Origin of the sequence: Paenibacillus vietnamensis, assembly GCF_020169515.1 — a bacterium.
Lineage (GTDB): Bacteria > Bacillota > Bacilli > Paenibacillales > Paenibacillaceae > Pristimantibacillus > Pristimantibacillus vietnamensis.
On sequence record NZ_JAHMHW010000008.1, the window covers coordinates 194663 to 214751 of the forward strand.

At 55.6% G+C, this 20089-nt stretch carries 20 protein-coding genes; 18 read left to right on the plus strand and 2 right to left on the minus strand.

What is annotated here, in order from left to right; translation table 11 throughout:
* Positions 1-68: 68 nt before the first annotated feature.
* Together KP806_RS17125 and KP806_RS17130 are read left to right on the plus strand one after the other, a co-directional pair.
* Positions 69-1121 carry a LacI family DNA-binding transcriptional regulator gene (locus KP806_RS17125; protein WP_224724936.1) on the plus strand — a complete coding sequence of 351 codons (1053 nt, stop codon included), beginning with the start codon at positions 69-71 and terminating at the stop codon, positions 1119-1121.
* A gap of 19 nt (positions 1122-1140) precedes the next feature.
* Positions 1141-3333 carry an alpha-galactosidase gene (locus tag KP806_RS17130; protein WP_224724937.1) on the plus strand — a complete coding sequence of 731 codons (2193 nt, stop codon included), beginning with the start codon at positions 1141-1143 and terminating at the stop codon, positions 3331-3333.
* 302 nt (positions 3334-3635) lie between these two features.
* On the opposite strand, the gene KP806_RS17135 is transcribed toward KP806_RS17130, so the two are convergent.
* Entirely contained in the window at positions 3636-3929 is a 294-nt protein-coding gene (locus KP806_RS17135) for a hypothetical protein (RefSeq protein ID WP_318153663.1), read from the minus strand.
* Positions 3930-4102: 173 nt separating this feature from the next.
* Here KP806_RS17135 and KP806_RS17140 point away from each other — a divergent pair, with 173 nt between their 5' ends.
* Positions 4103-4633 (plus strand): type 1 glutamine amidotransferase domain-containing protein, encoded by a 531-nt coding sequence (locus KP806_RS17140; protein ID WP_224724938.1) that lies wholly within the window; start codon positions 4103-4105, stop codon positions 4631-4633.
* A 90-nt stretch (positions 4634-4723) separates the two neighbouring features.
* Here KP806_RS17140 and KP806_RS17145 read toward each other — a convergent pair whose 3' ends face one another.
* Positions 4724-5539 (minus strand): alpha/beta fold hydrolase, encoded by an 816-nt coding sequence (locus KP806_RS17145; protein ID WP_224724939.1) that lies wholly within the window; start codon positions 5537-5539, stop codon positions 4724-4726.
* A 203-nt stretch (positions 5540-5742) separates the two neighbouring features.
* Here KP806_RS17145 and KP806_RS17150 point away from each other — a divergent pair, with 203 nt between their 5' ends.
* From KP806_RS17150 to KP806_RS17220, 15 genes are all read left to right on the plus strand, one after another.
* Positions 5743-8844 (plus strand): hybrid sensor histidine kinase/response regulator, encoded by a 3102-nt coding sequence (locus KP806_RS17150; protein WP_224724940.1) that lies wholly within the window; start codon positions 5743-5745, stop codon positions 8842-8844.
* A 107-nt stretch (positions 8845-8951) separates the two neighbouring features.
* A complete protein-coding gene (locus KP806_RS17155) occupies positions 8952-10238 on the plus strand; it encodes an outer membrane lipoprotein-sorting protein (protein WP_224724941.1) in 1287 nt (428 codons plus the stop codon).
* A gap of 148 nt (positions 10239-10386) precedes the next feature.
* A complete protein-coding gene (alr, locus tag KP806_RS17160; protein WP_224724942.1) occupies positions 10387-11574 on the plus strand; it encodes an alanine racemase in 1188 nt (395 codons plus the stop codon).
* Between the two features lie 243 nt (positions 11575-11817).
* Positions 11818-12099, plus strand: a complete 282-nt coding sequence (locus KP806_RS17165; RefSeq protein ID WP_028609437.1) for a CopG family ribbon-helix-helix protein — start codon at positions 11818-11820, stop codon at positions 12097-12099.
* Positions 12100-12102: 3 nt separating this feature from the next.
* Positions 12103-12453: a type II toxin-antitoxin system PemK/MazF family toxin gene (locus KP806_RS17170; protein ID WP_028609438.1), complete on the plus strand. Its 351-nt coding sequence runs from the start codon at positions 12103-12105 to the stop codon at positions 12451-12453.
* A gap of 257 nt (positions 12454-12710) precedes the next feature.
* Complete coding sequence (locus tag KP806_RS17175; protein ID WP_224724943.1) at positions 12711-13436, plus strand: SAF domain-containing protein; 726 nt, start codon at positions 12711-12713, stop codon at positions 13434-13436.
* Positions 13433-14287: a P-loop NTPase family protein gene (locus tag KP806_RS17180; RefSeq protein ID WP_224724944.1), complete on the plus strand. Its 855-nt coding sequence runs from the start codon at positions 13433-13435 to the stop codon at positions 14285-14287. The genes KP806_RS17175 and KP806_RS17180 overlap by 4 nt, the downstream gene beginning before the upstream one ends.
* Complete coding sequence (locus tag KP806_RS17185; RefSeq protein ID WP_224724945.1) at positions 14284-15657, plus strand: ATPase, T2SS/T4P/T4SS family; 1374 nt, start codon at positions 14284-14286, stop codon at positions 15655-15657. The genes KP806_RS17180 and KP806_RS17185 overlap by 4 nt, the downstream gene beginning before the upstream one ends.
* On the plus strand, positions 15650-16585 hold the full coding sequence (locus KP806_RS17190; RefSeq protein WP_224724946.1) for a hypothetical protein: 936 nt from the start codon (positions 15650-15652) through the stop codon (positions 16583-16585). Before KP806_RS17185 ends, KP806_RS17190 begins: the two co-directional genes overlap by 8 nt.
* 15 nt (positions 16586-16600) lie before the next feature.
* The gene (locus tag KP806_RS17195) at positions 16601-17491 is read left to right on the plus strand and encodes a hypothetical protein (protein ID WP_224724947.1); all 891 of its coding nucleotides are present in this window, start codon (positions 16601-16603) and stop codon (positions 17489-17491) included.
* Between the two features lie 33 nt (positions 17492-17524).
* Positions 17525-17674, plus strand: a complete 150-nt coding sequence (locus KP806_RS17200; protein ID WP_224724948.1) for a hypothetical protein — start codon at positions 17525-17527, stop codon at positions 17672-17674.
* 41 nt (positions 17675-17715) lie between these two features.
* Entirely contained in the window at positions 17716-17862 is a 147-nt protein-coding gene (locus KP806_RS17205) for a hypothetical protein (RefSeq protein ID WP_224724949.1), read from the plus strand.
* Positions 17859-18284: a hypothetical protein gene (locus KP806_RS17210; protein WP_224724950.1), complete on the plus strand. Its 426-nt coding sequence runs from the start codon at positions 17859-17861 to the stop codon at positions 18282-18284. Before KP806_RS17205 ends, KP806_RS17210 begins: the two co-directional genes overlap by 4 nt.
* 21 nt (positions 18285-18305) lie before the next feature.
* Entirely contained in the window at positions 18306-18791 is a 486-nt protein-coding gene (locus KP806_RS17215; protein ID WP_224724951.1) for a hypothetical protein, read from the plus strand.
* Positions 18792-18855: 64 nt separating this feature from the next.
* On the plus strand, positions 18856-20076 hold the full coding sequence (locus KP806_RS17220) for a M24 family metallopeptidase (protein ID WP_224724952.1): 1221 nt from the start codon (positions 18856-18858) through the stop codon (positions 20074-20076).
* Positions 20077-20089 lie beyond the last annotated feature (13 nt).

The following is a 20089-nucleotide window of genomic DNA, read 5'->3' on the forward strand; positions in this document are numbered from 1 at the left end:
GCGGGTATGAACAACGTCTGCTACAATAATTTTGTTCAGTAAAAATATTAACTAAACATGGAGCGGATATGGCAACGATAAAGGATATTGCGCAAGAAGCAGGGGTATCGGCTGCTACCGTGTCCAGGGTGCTTAACAACGACGCCACTTTGGCCGTTAGCGAGGAAACGCGCGACCGTATTTTCAGCATTGCCGAAAAGCTGCAATATAAGCCTTCGAGACTGCGGAGAATGAAGCAGGAAGGCCAGCTGTCGCGGCAGCAGATCGGCTTGCTCATGTGGTCGACGCTGGAGGACGAGCATAGCGATCCGTATTTCTCCTCGATCCGCAAAGGGATTGAAGTGCGCTGCGAGGAGCTTGGCATCAGCATCGTCAAGGTGCTGAGGGGCAATGCACGCACGGAGCTTGCGCCGATTCACGAGCTGGACGGATTGATCGTGGTCGGCTCGATTGCCGAGGACGATGTGATGAACCTTTATCAGCATCGCGACCGGATCGTATTTGTGAATCATACGCTGGAGCTGCCGGAATATGATACGGTCCAGTTAAATTTCGAGCAGGCGACGCGTGCCGTTATCGGACATCTGCAACAGCTTGGACATACCCGAATCGGCTATATCGGCGGGCAAGACCGCATTCACCGGCTGGAACGCGGCGCGGAGGAGCGGGATGTCGTGGAGCTGCGCAGAGCTTTTTTTGAAAGGGCGCTGGACGAGCACGCCCTGTTCGACGAGCGGTTCGTGCGAATGGCGGAATGGTCTCCGAACAACGGCTACGAAGCGATGAATTCGCTGCTGGAGCAGGGGGAGAAGCCGACAGCCTGCTTTATCGGGAGCGATCCGATGGCGGTAGGCGCCCTGCGGGCGCTTCACGAGCATGGCGTAAAGGTGCCGGAGGATATGGCGGTCGTCGGGTTCGACGATATTGAAGTTTCGGAATATTTGAACCCTCCGCTAACAACGGTGCGGGTGCACACGGAGCTGATGGGCAGAACGGCCGTGCAGCTGCTGCTGGAGCGGATCGGGGGAAGGGAAGCGGCGGTCCACATGACGATCAACACAACCTTGATCGTAAGGGAAAGCTGCGGAAGCAAGCTGCAGCAATCAACGACAACTAATTAACTTAACGGGGGAGATCATTTTGACGATTTTATACGATCAGCAGCGTTCGCTCTTTCATCTGCAAGCCAAGGACACAAGCTATGTGATTCATGTTACGAAGGAAGGTTATCCGGCTCATCTTTATTGGGGCAAAAAAATCCGCGGCACCCAGCTGGACCGTTTGCTGGAGCTGAAGGAGCGGGCTTCGTTCAGCCCGAGCACGGAGCTGGACCGTCTTGCGCTGTCGCTGGACACGCTTCCGCAGGAATACCCGGGCTACGGCAACTCCGATTTCCGGATGCCGGCTTATCAGGTGATGCTGGCGGACGGGACGACGGTAACCGACCTTCGTTATGTTTCTCACGAGATTTTGCAGGGTAAGCCAGGACTCGCAGGACTGCCGGCTACTTACGTGGAAAGCGATGATGAGGCGCAGACGCTGGAGCTGACGTTGAAGGACGAGTGGAGCGGGCTTACGGTTATTTTAAGCTACTCCGTGTTTGAAGGCTTTGACGCCATTGCCCGTTCGGTCAGACTCGTAAACGGCGGCAGCGGCACGCTGCAGCTGAAGCGGGCTTTCAGCATGAGCCTGGATATGCCGAACGATCAGTTCGAGCTGCTTCAATTATCCGGCGCATGGACGCGGGAGCGCCACGTGCACAAGCGCAAGCTGGTACCCGGCCTGCAGTCGGTCGAAAGCCGCAGAGGCTCCAGCAGCCATATGCAAAACCCGTTTGTTGCGCTGCTGGCCGAAGGCGCTACGGAGGACCACGGCGACGTATACGGCGTGAATCTTGTCTACAGCGGCAATTTTACGGCCGGTGTCGAGGTCGATCAGTTCCATACGGCCCGTCTGTTCATCGGCATTAATCCGTTCGATTTCAATTGGAAGCTGGAGCCGGGCGAGCAATTCCAGACTCCGGAGGCGGTATTGGTTCATTCCGAGAACGGTCTGGGCGGCATGTCGCGCAGCTTCCATGACCTTTACCGCGCCCGCCTGATCCGCGGCGCGTTCCGCGATCAAACCCGCCCGATTCTCGTCAACAACTGGGAGGCGACTTACTTCAATTTTAACGCCGACAAGATCGAAGCGATCGCCAAAGCCGGTCAAGAGCTCGGCATCGAGCTGTTCGTGCTGGACGACGGCTGGTTCGGCAAGCGCGACAACGATACGACTTCGCTTGGCGACTGGTTCGTAGACCGGGATAAGCTGCCGAACGGCCTCGAGGATCTGGTCAGCCGGGTGAAGCGTCTGGATATGCAGTTCGGCCTATGGTTCGAGCCGGAAATGATTTCGCCGGTAAGCGAGCTGTATAAGGCTCATCCCGACTGGTGCCTTCATTTGGAAGGACGCCGCCGTACGCAGGCCCGCCATCAGCTGATTTTGGATTTGTCGCGCAAGGACGTGCAGGATTATATCGTGCAAGCCGTATCGGATATTTTGTCCAGCGCGCCGATTACGTATGTGAAGTGGGACATGAACCGGAACATGACGGAGATCGGTTCGGCGCTTCTTCCGGCGGACCGCCAGCGCGAAACGGCTCACCGTTACATGCTTGGCTTGTATGACGTGATGGAGCGCATTACGTCCGCGTTCCCGCACATCTTGTTCGAGAGCTGCTCGGGCGGGGGCGGCCGCTTCGATGCAGGCATGCTGTATTACATGCCGCAAACCTGGACGAGCGACAATACGGATGCCGTATCTCGCCTCAAAATCCAATACGGCACAAGCATCGTTTATCCGGTCAGCTCCATGGGCGCTCACGTATCGGCCGTGCCTAACCATCAGGTGGGACGCATCACCTCCCTGGAAACGAGGGGCAACGTCGCGCTGTCCGGCAACTTCGGCTACGAGCTCGACCTGACCCGGTTCACGGATGAGGAGAAGGAGACGGTCAAAGAGCAGGTTGCGCTCTACAAGGAAGTGCGCCATCTCGTGCAGTTCGGCGACTTTTACCGGCTGCTGAGCCCGTTCGAGGGCAATGACACGGCCTGGATGTTCGTATCGAAGGATAAGAGCGAAGCGTTTGTCGTCTATGTATCGGTGCTGCAGGAGCCGAATCCGAAGCTGAACCGTTTCCGCCTGAAGGGGCTGGACGCGGGCCTCGATTACCGCATGGAAGGCACGGACTCGACATATGGCGGGGACGAACTTATGTATGCGGGCCTGGCGACGCCTCAATTCCACGGCGATTACGCAAGCCGGGTTTACCGCTTCACTGCCGCGAAATAACCTTTTCATCCCATAAAAAGGCTGCTCCATCGTCAACTGGTTGGCGATTGGAGCAGCCTTTCTGCTTCTATGGACTTAGCGAGCGCGGCGGACCGTCGTTCCGTTATTTTACGTATTTATCTTAAAAGCCGGCGTTTTTGGACACTGGATCTCTTATTCTCCGTTAACTCGCCCGCCGGAAGGCATTTTTGAGCTAATAACGGATCTGGAGGCCGCGAAATCGTAATATGTGCTTTTTTGAGCGATATAACGGATGCAGGGTCCGGGGCACCGAAGAGATGCAGGCTCTTTCTGGAGAAGCGTCAGCTGAAAGAAGTGGTAGCAGCCGCCGCAAAAAACAGCACAAAAAGAATAATATAAATAACGAGGACGATAGCCGCCCAAATGAGGGATGCCTTAAAGTAATTTTGCTTGGACGGATTGCCCTCCCCGAACGCCCATACGAACATCATGATAATATTGACGATCGGAATAAACATAACAAGCATAATGAGCATCCATTCCTTGACGGAAATAACCGGAGCCATCTGCTGCTGCGATTGGTAACCGTATCCAGGACCTCCGTCCTGCACCGGGGGCTGCTGATAAGAATCCATGTCGATCTCTCCTTTGATGCGGAATTTGGGGTAACCGTTTGTTCCCAGACACATTATATAGAGATTTTCTTTTTTTATCACTTAGAAATTCAGATTTTCCTCATATTGGCTTCAAAACCCCCAATTCTGGGTAAAGTAATGGAGGGCTTTATATAACGAGAGGAGCGTGCAAAATGACGGAAGCGAAAAAGGTAGCTTTTCTGCTGGCGGACGAGTTCGAAGATTCCGAGATGAAAAATCCGTTCGACGAAATGGTGAAAAACGGGCACGAAACGGTCATTATCGGCTTGAAGGCGGGTGATGAGCTGAAGGGCAAGCAGGGGACGATTTCGTACAAGTCCCATCTGGGCATTAAGGAAGCGAATGCGGGCGATTATGCGGCCGTCATTATTCCGGGAGGCAAATCGCCGTCGCATTTAATGGGCGACAAGGACGTGCAGGCATTCGTGCAGCAAGCGGACAAAGCCGGGACGACGATTTCGGCCATTTGCCACGGGCCGCAGGTGCTGGCTGCAGCCGGCCTGCTCGAGGGCCGCACGTTGACGGCCTATCCGGGTATTTCCGGGGAAATCGAGGCGGCCGGCGGGAAGTTTGTCGACAAAGAGGTTGTCGTCGACCGCAATTTGGTGACGTCGCGCACGCCGGAGGACGAGCCTGCTTTTATTCGGGAGACGCTGGACCGTATCGGGGTAAATGCCTGGTAATCCGGACTCTGGACGAGACAGCAGCATGAACATAGCAAAAGGAGCCGATTCGCAATTTGTTCGGCTCCTTTTTTCATGCCCTCCACTCGGCTACCGCAAAAAATCAAGCAGCTCGTTATTGAAGCGGGTCGGCTCGTCGAACGGAATGCCGTGACCGCTCTGCTCGAATGTTACAAGCGTCGATCCGTCGATGCCGTTAAGCAGAAGCTTGGCGAAATCCGGCGGGCAAATCGTATCGAGCAGCCCCTGAAAAATCGCTGCAGGCACCTTGATTTGGGGAAGGTCCTGCCGGAGATCCTCGTCCCGCAGCGATTCAAAGGTGCGGACCATGCCCCAGGCGGAAGCCTCGAGGCCAAGCTGGTGCAGCCAGTCCTTGATCGGCTCGCTGACGCCGGGCTCGGCTTCGCCGGATACGAATTTGCCGCCGAACTCCCGCAACAGCTTTGGACGATCGCGCCGGACCGCGGCGATTTGCTCGTCAGCAGCCTCTTTCGTCATGCCGTATGGATAGTCCTCGCGCTGCGTGAACGAGGGAGCGGCGGCTCCGATCAGAGCCAGCTTACGGATACCGAATCCGCCGTGGCGGGCCATGTACCGAATCGCGATGGCACCGCCGACCGAAAAGCCGATCAGCACGGCCTGGTCCAGCTTTAAGTAACGGATGACGGCATGAACGTCGTCAGCAAGCCGGTTGTAATCGTAGCCCGATGCCGGAGCGTACGATTTGCCGAAGCCGCGCTGGTCGATGCCGATGCAGCGGAAGCCTTGCTCGGAGAGCAGCGTAAACTGCGATTCGAACATTTTGCTGCTCAGCGGCCAGCCGTGGAGGAAGATGACGGGCGTTCCGGTGCCGATGTCTTCGACGTAAAGCCTTACATGTTTTTCAACCTCGATATAATGTCCCATAGTCTCTCTCCTCTCTTAAATCTCCTTCTTCTATTACCCGTTTCGGGCAGGATTGAATAATGCTTGAAGGCAGTTTTACAATATGTGAGTATAGCTCGCTTTCGGCGAAATCCGATATAATAAAGCCTTATACATAGCATTGAGAGCGGTTAGCTTTTTCATGCTAAAGGCTACAACAGGCTGATATGAGGAGGCCGCTGCAGATGGGAAAGCAATACTTCGCGATTGCGATATTTTTACTGGCTATTATTGCGCTACCCGTATACGGGTATATTCATGATCACGAAAAGAGCGGGCAGTCTCCGGAAGCGAGCGCCGGACGGCTGTCCTTGTCCGATTGGTCGTTCCGCGAAGACGGCATCGTTACGCTACAGGGGGAATGGGAGTTTTACCGGGGGCAGCTGCTGCAGCCCGGCCAATTTGACGGGTCGCAGGCCGGGGCCGTGCCCGTTCGGACAGGCTTCCCTTCCGTGCCTGGGCAGTGGAATGCCTATATGAAGGAGCAGGGCAGGACGGCGGGCTCCGGCTATGGAACGTACCGGCTGCTTGTCGATTTTGGCGGGCGGCGGGACGGGCTTCTCGGGATACGCGTGACGAATATCCGGATGGCTCACCGGATATGGCTGAACGGAGTGGAAGCGGGGAGCGCCGGCATGCCGGGAACGTCCGCATCGGATACTGTATCGTCCAATGCTCCGTATGAGCGCTATTTTCCCGTAAACGCCTCGAAGCTGGAAGTCGTCGTGCAGGCTGCGAATTTCAATTACGCCTCGGGCGGCATCATTTATCCGATTTGGCTCGGCGACGAGGCCTCGATCAAGGCGGTCAGGGACCGGTCGCTTATCGGAGATATCGTCAATGTGACGGCTTTTACGATGTTTATCGTTTTTTTTATGTTTCTGTTCTATACGAGGCGGAAGGAGCCGGCGCTCTTGTATTTGGCGCTGTTTTGCCTGTCGGTCCTGGTGTACGTGTTGACGCATGGAGAAAAGCTGCTGCTCGCCGTTTTGCCCGGACTGAGCTACGTGCTGCTCATGAAGCTGCAGGCGCTCTCCTCGACCGCCGGATATTTTTTCCTGCTGCGGTATGTGCATGTCATGGTACCGAATGCCATTCGTCCGGCCATATGGCGCATTTCGAATCTCGTAGCGGCCATAGCGTTTTCATTGGCCGTTTTGTTAACGAGCCTGCAGTATTCCCGGTGGTTCGTCGTACCGTTTGCCATGTCGATGTTCATTTTCGGCGTGCTGCTGACGGCGCTCGTCAAGAGCTTTCTTGGGCGCTCGCGCGACTCGATGTTTCTGGTCATGTCCGCGGCGTGCATTTTCATTTACATCGTTGTAAGCACCATGCACGTGCTGGGCGTTTTGGAAAATCAGTTTTTTATCTCGCTTGAGCTGCTTCTGTTCGTAATCGTTCAGGTCGTCATGCTCGCCAAACGGTTCTCGCGTTCGTTCGACGAGGTGGAGGAGCTCTCCTGCAGGCTCCAGGCTCTTAACGAGCTGAAGGACGAATTTATGGCGAATACGTCCCATGAGCTGAGAACCCCGCTGCACGGCATCGTCAATATCGCGGAATCGCTGCTTAACGGAGTGGCGGGCCCGGCCAATCCGGATCAGAAGCGGCAGCTGGCCATGGTCGTTTCGACCGGTAAACGGCTGAATTATCTGATCGACGACATGTTGGATTTTTCCAAGCTGCGCGGAGGGGAATTGAGGCTGAACCGTCAGATCGTGGACCTGCCGGCAGCCGCCCGGTCGGTGCTGGAAGTTATTTCGCATTTATCGGACAAAAAAGGCGTCCGGCTGACGCAGAATTGGCCGGACAACCTCCCGCCGCTTGATACGGATGAAGACCGGCTTCGGCAAATTTTGTTTAATCTGCTCGGCAATGCCGTCAAATTCACGCATCAGGGCGAAATCAGCATCGGCGCAGAGGAGTTGGACGACGGTATGGTGAAAGTAAGCGTCCGCGATACGGGTATCGGCATCGCCGCAGAGCGGCTTCGCGACATCTTCCTGCCGTTTAACCAGGTTGCGGCCGAGGATAACAACGGGAGCTACGCCGGAACGGGCATCGGGCTGGGCATTACGAAGAAGCTGATCGAGCTGAACGGCGGCAGCATTGGGGTCGAATCGGAGCCGGGTGCCGGATCCGTCTTCTGGTTCACGCTGCCGGCCGCGAGCGGACAGGCAATCGCTAGGGGCCAGACGGCTGCCGCGGCGGAGGAGATGCATGGTGAGGCTGCTGCTGCAGGGAAGCAGATCGCCGCAGCTTTGCCAGCCGAAGGCAGCGGTCTGCCTGCGGGCGCGCATACCTTCACCGTGCTGGCCGTCGACGACGATCCGGTCAATTTGCAGGTGCTGATCAACCTGCTATCCATAGAGCGCTGCTCCGTCATTGCGGCTGGCAGCGGCGCGGAAGCGCTGGCAGAACTGGCGCGCCCGCATAAGATCGATCTGGTCATCACGGATTGGATGATGCCCGGCATGTCGGGGCTCGAGCTGTGCCGCAGCATCCGCGGGCGGTATTCGCTGTCGGAGCTGCCGGTGCTGATGCTGACGGCAAGAAGCCTGGCCGGGGATATCGAAGCCGCTTTTGCGGCGGGAGTCAACGACTGCCTGACGAAGCCGGTCGACGGCGTTGTACTGCGGGCGCGCGTCCGGACGATGCTGGAGCTGAGGCAGCTTGTGAAGAAGGCGATCCGCTCGGAGCTGGCTTTCCTGCAGGCGCAGATTAAACCGCATTTTTTGTATAATGCTTTGAATACGATTATTTCGGTTTGTCCTACGGATCCGGACAAAGCGACGGAGCTGTTGCTGGAGCTCAGCGGCTATCTCCGCAGCAGCTTCGACTTCCAGAGCCGCGATCAGGTCGTCATGCTGGGGAAGGAGCTTGAGCTGGTGCGCTCCTATGTTGCGCTCGAGCAGGCGCGCTTCGGAAAGCGGCTTCGCATGGAGTATGAGCTGGACGAGGAACTGCGGTGCCCGATTCCGCCGCTTTGCATTCAGCCGATCGTAGAGAACGCGGTCCGGCACGGCGTCATGCAGAAGACAGCGGGAGGCAGCGTCAAGCTGAGCGTACGGCAGGCAGGAGGCGGTCTTCTCGTCACAGTGTCGGACGACGGGGCGGGCATGCGACCTGAGCTGCTTGAGTCACTGCTGAAGGAAGGCGATAGCCGTACCGGAGTCGGCTTTATCAACATCCACCGGCGGCTGATTTCGTTATACGGCAAGGGGCTTACGATCGAAAGCGAGGCAGGCAGAGGCACGACGGTCAGCTTCGAGGTGCCGCAGGCCCGCTAAGCCTGCGATTATTAATTTAGCCAAGCTCATGCCAGTCCGCATATTTGGTCAAGTCCCCTCATAGACATGTTATCAAGTAAAAAACATTGTGCAGAGGGGATGATTACATGCGTCGCATTACATGGACCGCGGCTGTTTTATTATGCTTTTCGTTAGTGCTCGCCGCTTGCGGTACGAAGGACGCCGAGTCCGTGGTTAAGGATCTCGACAAGCATGTCTCCAACATGGAGAGCTATAAGGGCAGCGGGACGATGACGCTTCGTACCGGTCAGCAGCCGCTTGAATACAAGGTGGAGGTGTCCTATCAGAAGCCTCAGTATTACAGGATCAAGCTGACGAACGAGGAGAAGGACATTACGCAAATCGTGCTGCGCAATGATGACGGCGTATTCGTTCTTACACCGAAGCTCAATAAAGTGTTCCGCTTCCAGAGCGATTGGCCGCAAAATCAAGGCCAGGTCTATTTGTACCAAACGCTCGTCCAAAGCATACTGGTGGACAATTCCCGCCAATTCGTCGTGGATGAGGATGCATATGTATTCGACGTAATGGCGAACTACAATAACGGCTCGCTCGCCCGTCAAAAAATTTGGCTGAATAAATCCGAGCTGAAGCCGGTGAAGGTAGAGGTCAGCGATTCGAATGCGGCGGTCATGGTCGAGGTAAAATTTGATAACTTCGAATTCGGGCCGAAATTCGAAAAAGCGGTGTTCGAGACCGAAGCGAACATGAAAGCAGAGCCGTCCAGCCAGACGCAGGATGAGCCGACGATAGCGGTGCCGGAGCAAGATGGCGATGACGCAGCCAACGATGCGGGTGACAACGCAGCTGCTCCTGGCGATGACGCGGTAGCTCCTGGCGACGATGCAGCGGCGCCTGGAGATGATGCGGCAGCACCTGGCGACGATGCAGCGGCACCTGGAGATGATGCAGCAGCACCTGGAGACGACGCGACTGCAGACGGCGACGATCAAGTGGACAAAGGTACAGATGAGAATACCGGTACGGACACGAACGGCGAGGCTCCTACAGGCGCCGGAGAGGGTTCGGCCGCAGACTTTACTGTGATGGAGCCGTCTTATACGCCTGAAGGCGTGGTGCAGCAGGACCTGGTCGACATCGTATTCGGCGGCAACCCGGGACATATGATCCGCTATACGGGCGATTACAATTACACGCTGATCCAAACGGAGCCTAAGGATGTAGCGGCATCGTTCACCGAGGGCACGATGTACGATTTGGGCTTTACGATCGGTATGCTCAGCGGCGGCGATGACCAGCAGACATTGACTTGGACGTACGAGGGTCATCAGTTCCGCTTGACAACCGATAACCTGCCTGAAGCCGAAATGCTCAAGGTAGCGCAATCGGTTCAGGGCGAAATCGGAAAATAAAACGGGTAAGACGGCGAATTTCCAAGACGTGCTAGCCATTTCCGACTCTGGTTTCATTGACAGTCTCAGCAGCAACGTTTAACATTGTTTCTATTGATGTTTGCTGCTCGGACTGCAATGGCTGCCAGACAAGGAGAAGGTGAACGGCTTGGATTCGTTTTATCGCCCGACAAGGGTAGAAATTTCGTTAGATGCTTTGCAGCATAACTTGAAGGCTTTTCGCAGCGCCATGCCGCAGGATTGCAAGCTTATGGCTTCGGTCAAGGCGAATGCTTACGGGCACGGCGCCGTGGAAATTGCCCGCGAGGCAGAACGCTTCGGCGTTGATTATTTGGGGGTCGCTTTTTTAGACGAGGCCCTGCAGTTAAGGAAAGCAGGCATCCAAACCCCGATTCTGGTTCTCGGTTTCGTGGCTGCGGATGCCTTGTCTGCCGCTAGGGAGAACAATGTGACCGTAAGTCTTTTCCGTGAAGATATAATTGAAGCGGCGGCTGCGCTCCCGGTCGATCCGGAAGGCCGCAGGCTGAAGGTCCATATCAAGATCGATTCAGGGATGGGCCGGCTGGGCGTTCTCGGTCAAGCCGAGGCGGAGGCATTTATCATGAAGGCGCTGAACGTGCCCCAGCTTGAGGTTGAGGGCATGTTTACGCATTATGCCCGTGCGGATGAAGCGGACAAAAGCTACACGAAGCTGCAGTACGAAAGATTCCAAGGCGTCGTCGATTTCGTGAAGCGGAACCGGCTGCCGATTCCGATCATTCACGCCGCGAACAGCGCGGCAGGTATCGATACGCCCGAATGGGCAGGCGGAATGCTCCGCCTGGGCATCAGCATGTACGGTTTGTACCCATCGGAGGAAGTGAACCGCAAGCGCATTGAGCTCGAGCCCGTGCTGACGCTGAAGACGGAAGTCGTCATGGTCAAAACCGCGCCGCCAGGCTGGGGGATCAGCTACGGCTCGCGTTATGTGACGTCCGGCGAGGAGAAAATCGGCACACTGCCAATCGGATATGCGGACGGCTACAGCCGCATGCTGACCGGCAAAGCGAACGGGCTGGTGCGCGGCGTTAAGTCGCCGATCCGCGGCACGATCTGCATGGACCAATGCATGATCGCGCTGGATCCGGCCGAAGCAGGCGGCGACGGTTCGCCGATCCAGGCGGGCGAAGAGGTCGTTCTGATCGGACGGCAAGGCTCATCGCTCATTTCGGCCGATGAAGTCGCCGGTCAGCTCGGCACGATTAATTATGAATTGACTTGTATGCTGGCCGCCCGCGTCCCGCGCATCTACATGAAAGGCGGGCAAGCGACAGCCGTTGACAACCCGCTTTCCTGAAGCATTCACGGCAAATCGCTCCCGTTTGACAGGTAATTTTTTCAAATTACATTTTTTCGTAAATGAAGAGGATTTTCGCTAAATATCACGAATGTAGTAAGGCAGTTCATCTGTAAGGCTATACATGAAAACATACAGCATAATTGATATACGTTAATCATAGATATGTTGAAGTATAGCGGCGGCAATATTATGTCATAATGTGTATTAGGGTTTTGGAAAAGTTTTGGGGGTGCGAGTTCGGTGGCCAATGTACAAAATACCAAGAGGATCATGATTAGCCTGCCTGATCATTTGCTGGAGGAGGTTGACGGAATCGTAGCCAAGGAGAACTCCAACCGAAGTGAATTTATCCGGCAAGCCATGAAGCTGTATTTGGTGGAGCGCAAAAAACGTCAAATCCGGGAATCCATGCAGCGCGGGTATATGGAAATGGCGAAAATCAACCTGAACATGGCCTCGGAAGCTTTTCAAGCGGAGGAAGAAGCAGACCATACGTTAGGCCGTCTCGTTAGCGGGGTGTAGAGCTTGATCGTAAAACGCGGAGATGTGTTTTTTGCGGATTTATCACCAGTCGTCGGATCGGAGCAGGGCGGTGTTCGCCCCGTGCTGGTCATTCAGAATGATATCGGCAACCGTTTCAGTCCGACGGTCATTGTGGCCGCCATCACGGCTCAAATCCAGAAAGCGAAGCTGCCCACGCATGTGGAAATGGATGCGGCGGCCCATGGATTCGATCGCGATTCGGTAGTGCTGCTTGAACAAATCCGGACCATCGACAAGCAGCGCCTCACGGACAAAATTACGCATTTGGATGATGAGACGATGCGCAAGGTTGATGACGCGTTGCTGATTAGCGTTGGCTTGATTGATTTTTAAATTTTAACATGCTCTTGCATAGCTGTTTGGCAGAACGAAGGCGCCTGCCTTATGCCGAATGGCTTTTTTTGTCGGGATCAAGTGAAAATTGAAGGAAAATGGAAAAAAAGGATAGACAATCGAAAGAAGTATTTGTTATTATATACTCAATTAGCAATATAAACCATATCATAAGAGCATGACTTTGCGAAGAACGCATACGGCAAGGCCTGACGGGCCCCGGATGCGTTCTTTTTTGTGCTCGGAGAGGAGTGAAGATGAACAGACGAAGGAATATGTACATCAGCCTGACGGCCGCCGTATTGTCCGGTTGTCTCGTGTACGGAATGTATAAGCTTCAGCGAAGCCATATCGAGCAGCAGGAAACAGTCGCGGTTCTAGTGCCGAAGCGGTTTATTGCCGCCGGTGAACGGCTGAAGGAGGATGATCTCGCCTATAAGCTTGTGCCGCAAGCCGCATTTGCAGATGACATGCTCGTAGTGAAGGAGCAGGCCGAAGGGCTCGAGACGATGATGCCGCTTGGCAAGGACGAGCCTATCCTGTCCTGGAAGGTAGACCGTTACCTGCTGCAGCCGAGAAGCAGCGAATCGACCTTCCAAATCCCCAAGGAGTATATCCGGTCGATTTCCAACGGCATCAGGGCTGGGGACCGCGTGCTGCTGTATGCATCGGGTGAAGAGCTTCCTTCCAAGCGGCTGTTCGCGGAGGCCGTTGTCGTTGCATCGGTCAAAACGTCGGGAAATGTGGAAATCGACAATGTTGAAAATCCGAATCTGCTATCGCTTGCCGACGGCAACAAGGAGCAAATGTATGCCTCCAGAAGGGATGCCAACGGGATGATCGATTATTTGAATTTGAACTTGACGGAAGCGCAGTGGCTGCAAATCGACAGCATGTGTAAGAGCGGAGAGCTGAAGCTGGTCGTTGCCTACAGTCCGGAATCGCTGAACCTGCAACGGGAAACGGAGGCGGAACAGCCGTGAACGGAGCAACCGCAACCGCGCCAATTGCCGCTTTTATCGGAACGACGCCCAATATCGGTACGACGGCTGCCGCATTCGCCGCCGCTTTCCGGATTGCCGAGGCGACGGGGAAGCCGGTCGGATACCTTTGCCTCAATCTGAAGAGCGCCAAGATCCACCGTTATATCGGGATTGATGAGCCGTCCGTTACGCTGGAGAAGCTCCGTCCGGAGCTTCGCTCTTATACGCTGACGCCGGAGAAGCTGCGCAGAGCCGCGCATCCGGTGCAGGGCCAGCTGAATTTGCAAGTGCTGTTCGGCAATCTGATGAGGGAACAGGCCGAATTTTTCACTCCGGAGGAGGCGGAGCACCTGCTTAACGTAGCCGGAGAAGCTTTTTCGTTTGTGGTTTTGGATTTAGGAGCCTATTGGGACAATGCGGCGACCATTTGCTCCGTCCGGCGCGCAAGCACGCGTGTTCTGGTCACAACCTCGGCTTTGTCGCATTTTGGAGAGGACGGGAAGCGGTGGATCGGCCAGGTATCGCCTTTATTCGGTGTCGCAAGAGAAGATTACACAGCACTTTTGATCAGAAATCCTTGGAGAAACGGAGGTTTTCACATGAAGCATATTTGCAAAGAATTAGGCATGGAAGCTCTTGGAAAATACCGGTTGAGCGAAACGCTGTTCAGCCATTTGGATAACGGAACCTATGGAGAGTGGCTGAAGGCAACCGACGAAGGGAAGCAGGCGATGCGGGCGCCTGCCAAAGCGATTATGCAGCGGCATGGACTCAGGAGCATGCCGGTTGCCATGGCGGTGCAGCCCTGGTACCGGAAGCTGCTGGCACACCGCAGCGGAACGAGCTCATGACCTTGCTGGAAAGCAGGTTCTCTCCGTCCGAGTATGCGGTGCGGATGAAGAAATCGGATCAGGCGCTTGGAGGAGGGGTGGCGGCCGGACAACCGGCAGAAGCCGCAGGCGAGGAGTTTGCCAGGCTTGCCGATGACATTCGTTCTTACCTGAGCGCGCCGCACGGGCTGGGCGAGGAAGAGCGCAGGCAATACGGGGAGACTTTGAACCGGGCCGTACTGGGCTATGCGAAGGAGCGGGAGCAGGTGCTCGCCGTTATTACGGACCGTCTCATCAGGCTGCGGATCCACGGCGCGGCCAGCGGGCAGCATCCGTACCAGACGCTGGCGGAGGCGCTTTTTGCGGAGGTGATCGGGCTTAATGTGCTTGAATTGGTGCTGGCGGATAAGGACGGGCTGGAGGAAATCCAGGTCGTCGGCGAACAAATTTTTATCGTGAAGGACGGCGTAACCGCCCTCTCGGAATACCGCTTCGGCAGCGTCCGAGAGGTGGAGAGAATCCAGCAGAACTTGGTTCTCTACAACAATGACCGGATAAATCCGCGGAAGCGCTGGGCCGAGGTGATGCTGCGCGACGGCTCGCGCGTGACGATGACCGGCTTTGGCTTTACATCGTGCCCGACGCTGACTATCCGTTTTTATACCGTACGCAGCTTCAAGCTGGAGACGCTTTGCTCGGATGCTTACCGTACGATTAATCCTCGGCTGCAGCCATTGCTAAAGAGGATTTTGGCCGCAAGATTCAATATCGTCATCATCGGCCCTACCAACTCGGGCAAGACCAATTTGATGAAAGCTTTCATCGCCGAGCTTCCGGACGAGGAGCGGATCATCACGATCGAGAGCCGGTTCGAGATGATGCTTGGACGCGATTTTCCGCGGAAGAACGTCGTCGAATACGAGACCGAGGAGGACGACCCGCAGCACCGGTCGGACCAAGCCTTCAAATTGGCATTAAGGCAGTCACCCCAGCGGATCATCCATGCCGAGATTCGTGATGTGGATGCCAACATTTACGTTCGCGCCTGCACGAGAGGCCATTCCGGCAGCATGACGACTGTTCACGCCAACCGGCTGGAGGATGTGCCCGAGGCGATAACCGATATGTGTATGCTGGATGGGCGGGGAATGAATGCCGAAAGACTGACGAAGCGGATTACTCAATATGTAACGGAAGTCGGGCTGGAAATGCGCTATTTGAACGGAAGAAGGGTGCTCAGCCGGATCGGGGAGCTGCTGTGGGAGGAGGGGCAGGCGGTCGTCAGAGACTGGGCTTTATTCGACGAAGGGCTGGACGATTGGGTGTTCCCGTCATCACCGTCCGCGGCCGCGGCGGCAAGACTTATCAAAGCAGGTGAAGCCGATGAGTAATTTGTCTGCGGCTGCCGCAGCCGTCCTGCTGTTCTGTTTGCTTGCCATCTCCCTTTATCATGCGTTTTACATATGGTCGAACGAGCAGAGGCTCATCAGCAAGCTGAGCTACCGCGCGAAGAGCGGCTGGCGCTACCGGCTGGCGCTTCGCTTCAAACGGAATGAGCGGCTGCATCTCCACTTATCCGAGCTGATGGAGGCGCTGCAGCTTAAAATAAGACCAGGCGCGTTTGTCGTTCTGTCCGTATTGCTGCTCTTAGCCGGCGTCGCCTCCGGCGGGCTTTTTTTCCAAAGCGTAAAGGGAACGCTGCTGTTCGGCCTGCTCCTCGGCGCTATGCCTTACACGGTCTTAAGAGCTATGCTTGTTCATCGACGTATGCAGACGCAAATGGATTTTTTGCCCGCGATCGAGCTGTTCTACCAATGTTATGTCGTGACCGGCGAACGGCAGGTGAGGATCGCCCTGCAGCGCACGGTCGAGGAGCGCCGTCTGCTGGGGCCGATGCAAAGCGTATTCGAGCAGCTGTACCGCAATTTGTCCGTGCGCGGCGACGATGAAGCGAGTCTTAGGCTGATGGCTGCATCGCTTGGGCATGTATGGGCGGATTATTTCGTTAATATTTTGAGGGTTGCGCTTGTAGAGGGGGTGCCGGTGACGGACGGCTTGAAGGAGCTGCTGCAGGATATGCGCAAGGCAAGGCGAGCGAACGAGCAGGAAAGGAACCGGCTGCTGGAAATCCGTGTAGCAAACTTTTCGCCCATATTGTTTTTGGCGCTCTATATCGGCATCAATCTGAAATATAACAAGGATAATTCTTACTATTACTATGTGATCGACCCGCAGGGACGGGACATGCTGCTGAATGCGATGGTGCTTATTTTCGCTTCTTTCCTAATGGGGCTGTGGCTGTCCCGCAAAAAAATGTGAGGGGAGCTTGGTAGCGTGGACGGATGGACAGGAAAGGTGATCGAAGCGGGCTTTCTCATCGCTCAATACGTATTCGCGGCGGCAGCGATCTATGTCCTGCTGCAGCTGCTGCCCAGGAGAACGGCAAGATGGAAGCATTTGGCCTTTCTGAACTGGAGAACGGGAAAGGCGCCCGAAAGGTGGCTTCGTCTGCTTCGGGTGAAGCGGGACGGTCCGCCCTTTCAGGAGCGGGAGTTGCTGCTTGCGAGCTGCGGCATTACGGGCGATGCGGCCTGGTACGTCATGGCCAGACGGCTTCTATTGACGGGTATCCTTATGGCGGTTATTTTCGTTAGTTTGATGTCTGATCGTATAAATGCGCTGATTCCCGTTTCGTATTTGGTGCCCGGCCTGGCACTTGTTTTTTTGATGCTGTACATCGACCTGACTTGGCTGCGGGCGGTAAGCAAAATGAGGTCGCTCCAAATCACGAAGGAAATATTCGCAGTCAGCAATCAGCTGCTTTATTTATCCGATTCTTCTTTGCATATTCACGCCAAGCTGATCAGATGCGTTCCGTTCACGCGCACGATGAGGTACGATTTGGAGCGGCTTCTTGCCGAATGGTACCACGATGCGGGCGAAGCTCTGCAGCGCTTTAAGCTGAGGCTTGGAACCGACGAAGCGCTAAGCTTCGTCGAAACGCTCGACGCGCTGCGTCTGCATGAGAGCCGGCAGTATTACGAGCTTCTTCGGGCCAGGATAACGGACTACAAGGAAAAGATCGATTTGGCCAAGGAAAGCCGCAAGGAATCCACTTCTTACTTTTTGTTTGTCATTGCGGGCATCCCGATATTGTACACGTTTCAGGTGTTCATTTATCCATGGGTTCGGGAAGGGCAGAAGCTGTTCCAATCGCTGCAATAGAAAGCCGGACTTTACCCGAGAGGAGGTGCTTGCATGCGCAATATACTGATGACCGTCATGATGCTTGTTGTCGTTATCGTCTTGTTCAATACGATCATTGCCCAGGATACGACGGGGACGAGAAGCCAGATCGAATCGCAGGGGACGTCGGCTAATACGAGAATCAATCAATTGCTTCCATAGCGGGCGTGCTGCCCGGGATGGAAAGAGGAGGGGGCAGATCGATGCGGGCGATACTGACGGCGATGCTGCTGCTCATTACCGTAATCGTTATCTATGGATCGGTTGCGGAAGGAGAGGACGGAATGAAACGGCAAATTAACGGGGCAGGCGGCTCCGTCAGCACGCATATAAGAGGCATGAGCCCATGAAGCAGATTTTGGTTTTTGTGCTGTTCGCCGCGCTGCTGTGCTGGCTGATGTTCTCTCCGATCTACAAGCATGTGCTTATCGTCAGGCAGGCCGTGCTGCAGCAGGAAGTGAATTACTTGCTTGAAATTGGAGCCAGCGGCAGCTACGGGTATATAAGCGCCGGCATGCAGCAGCAGTCACGGGAGAGACTGGAGCGTTTCGGGATGCGGCCGGAAGCCGTGGCCTTCGAGATCGCGACGACCAGCGGCGCCTCCGCGACCGATCCCGGTGCCCCTGTCTCAAGGGGGACGGGCATCATGCTAAGGATGAGCTACCCTTTCGAAGGCTTGTTCGAAATCGACCGGCTGATCGGCTTGACGCCGCCGGGGCCTGACGAGCGGATGAGCGCCTTCGGAATGAAGATGAGCGAATATGTGCCATAAACGCGGAAGGCGGTCGATCCTTTGTATAAGCTGCTGCTTTTTGTACTGATGATATCGGTATGGCTTTCCCTTCATTTGCTTCAGGTGGAAGAGGAGCTGGCCATGCATACCTTGTATCAGGGGAAGTACGCGGTGAACCGGGCTGCGCATGCGGCCGCACAGCAGCTTGATCCGGTCAGCCTTGCCGACGGGGTGCTGCAAATCGACTCCTCTGCGGCGGCGCAGGAGGCTAACCGTTACCTGCAGGCTAATTTGATGCTGGATGGAGACGGCGTTCCTCTGCCGGATACTTTTCTGAAACAGCCGGTAGAGGTCGTTACGTTCGAAGTCATTAATGCGGACCGCGGTTTTCCGTATACGTACCGGAATGCGGAATATCAATATGAAGTGACGCTGAAGCGTCCCGGAGTAGTCATAATTGCAAAGCTGTCGTATCCGCGCGCCTTCGGCGTGCTGGATCCGATTGAATGGAAAATAAAGGGGGCGGCGGAGCTTACAGCGGGTTGACGGAAAATTGGATAATTGGTCTAATAAAGGGAGGGATTTTATATAGGAGTTGATTAGAAGCGCTATGGATATTAGACAGGATATTCCCGCCGAGCTCATCCGGCAGCGGATCGGACGCCTGCAGCAAGCGATGCAGACGGCGAACATAAATGCATTTCTCATTACTCAAAACGTTAACCTTTATTATTTTAGCGGTTCTATGCAAAATGGCTATTTGTTCGTGCCTCGCTCCGGCGAGGCCGCTTTTTACGTTCGTCGAAGCGTCAGCCGCGCAAAGCTGGAAACGCCTATCCGGGTGAAGGAGCTGGGCTCTTTCAGACATTTTGGCCAGGCTTTGGTGAAAGATTATCCGTTACTTACGGGCGAGGGAGAGGGGCGGCTAATCGCAGCCGATCTGGACGTTCTTCCTGCGCAGACCTATTTGAAGCTGGCCGAGCTGCTTTCCGGGGCGGCTTCCATACGGCTAATCGACGGCTCGGAGCATATACGCAGGCTGCGGATGATTAAATCCGCGTGGGAGCTGGAGCGGATCGATGCGGCTGCAAAGGCTGCAGCGGAAGCGCTGGAGGCGGCGCTCCCGGAATTGCGCGAGGGAATCAGGGAGCTCGACTGGATCGCACGCGTGGAATACGAGCTTCGTGTGCGCGGCCATATCGGGATGATGCGGCTGCGCGGCTACAATCAGGAAATCGCCACAGGAATGGTCATTTCGGGGGCAGCGGCGGCATACCCGACTTATTTTGACGGGCCCGCCGGGGGGCTTGGCTTGAGCGCCGCTTCACCGCAAAGCGCAAGCAGAACGGCCATTGCTCGAAATGTGCCGATCTTGCTCGATATCGGCTGCTGCATCGACGGTTATGTCATCGACCAGACCCGGACGGCCGTTATTGGGACGCTGCCCGAGCCGCTGCTGAGAGCTTACGAGGTGTCCGAGAGCATTCTCCGTGACGCAGAGGCCGGGATGCAGCCCGGCACTCCATGCTCAAAGCTGTACGAAGCTGCGCTGGAGAGATGCGCTGCTGAGAGGCTAACCGATCATTTCATGGGCTTCGGCGCAGACCAGGCCCGTTTTTTGGGGCACGGTGTCGGACTTGAGATCGATGAATGGCCGGTATTGGCCAAGGGCTTCGATCTTCCTCTCGAGCAGGGAATGGTCATTGCCGTGGAACCGAAATTTACCTTCCCCGGACAGGGCGTGGTAGGCATTGAGAATACTTACGCCATTACGGAGAATGGCGCGCGGGCTATAACGTATACCCCATCAGGGCTCATCAAGCTGCCTTAAGCACAGAGAGGAA

What these genes read in the sequence shown, in the direction of transcription:
- KP806_RS17125 (WP_224724936.1), top strand. Translation starts at nt 69, where the DNA reads ATGGCAACGATAAAGGATATTGCGCAAGAAGCAGGGGTATCGGCTGCT.
- KP806_RS17135 (WP_318153663.1), bottom strand. Translation starts at nt 3,929, where the DNA reads ATGGATTCTTATCAGCAGCCCCCGGTGCAGGACGGAGGTCCTGGATAC.
- KP806_RS17140 (WP_224724938.1), top strand. Translation starts at nt 4,103, where the DNA reads ATGACGGAAGCGAAAAAGGTAGCTTTTCTGCTGGCGGACGAGTTCGAA.
- KP806_RS17145 (WP_224724939.1), bottom strand. Translation starts at nt 5,539, where the DNA reads ATGGGACATTATATCGAGGTTGAAAAACATGTAAGGCTTTACGTCGAA.
- KP806_RS17150 (WP_224724940.1), top strand. Translation starts at nt 5,743, where the DNA reads ATGGGAAAGCAATACTTCGCGATTGCGATATTTTTACTGGCTATTATT.
- KP806_RS17155 (WP_224724941.1), top strand. Translation starts at nt 8,952, where the DNA reads ATGCGTCGCATTACATGGACCGCGGCTGTTTTATTATGCTTTTCGTTA.
- KP806_RS17175 (WP_224724943.1), top strand. Translation starts at nt 12,711, where the DNA reads ATGAACAGACGAAGGAATATGTACATCAGCCTGACGGCCGCCGTATTG.
- KP806_RS17185 (WP_224724945.1), top strand. Translation starts at nt 14,284, where the DNA reads ATGACCTTGCTGGAAAGCAGGTTCTCTCCGTCCGAGTATGCGGTGCGG.
- KP806_RS17190 (WP_224724946.1), top strand. Translation starts at nt 15,650, where the DNA reads ATGAGTAATTTGTCTGCGGCTGCCGCAGCCGTCCTGCTGTTCTGTTTG.
- KP806_RS17200 (WP_224724948.1), top strand. Translation starts at nt 17,525, where the DNA reads ATGCGCAATATACTGATGACCGTCATGATGCTTGTTGTCGTTATCGTC.
- KP806_RS17205 (WP_224724949.1), top strand. Translation starts at nt 17,716, where the DNA reads ATGCGGGCGATACTGACGGCGATGCTGCTGCTCATTACCGTAATCGTT.
- KP806_RS17210 (WP_224724950.1), top strand. Translation starts at nt 17,859, where the DNA reads ATGAAGCAGATTTTGGTTTTTGTGCTGTTCGCCGCGCTGCTGTGCTGG.
- KP806_RS17220 (WP_224724952.1), top strand. Translation starts at nt 18,856, where the DNA reads ATGGATATTAGACAGGATATTCCCGCCGAGCTCATCCGGCAGCGGATC.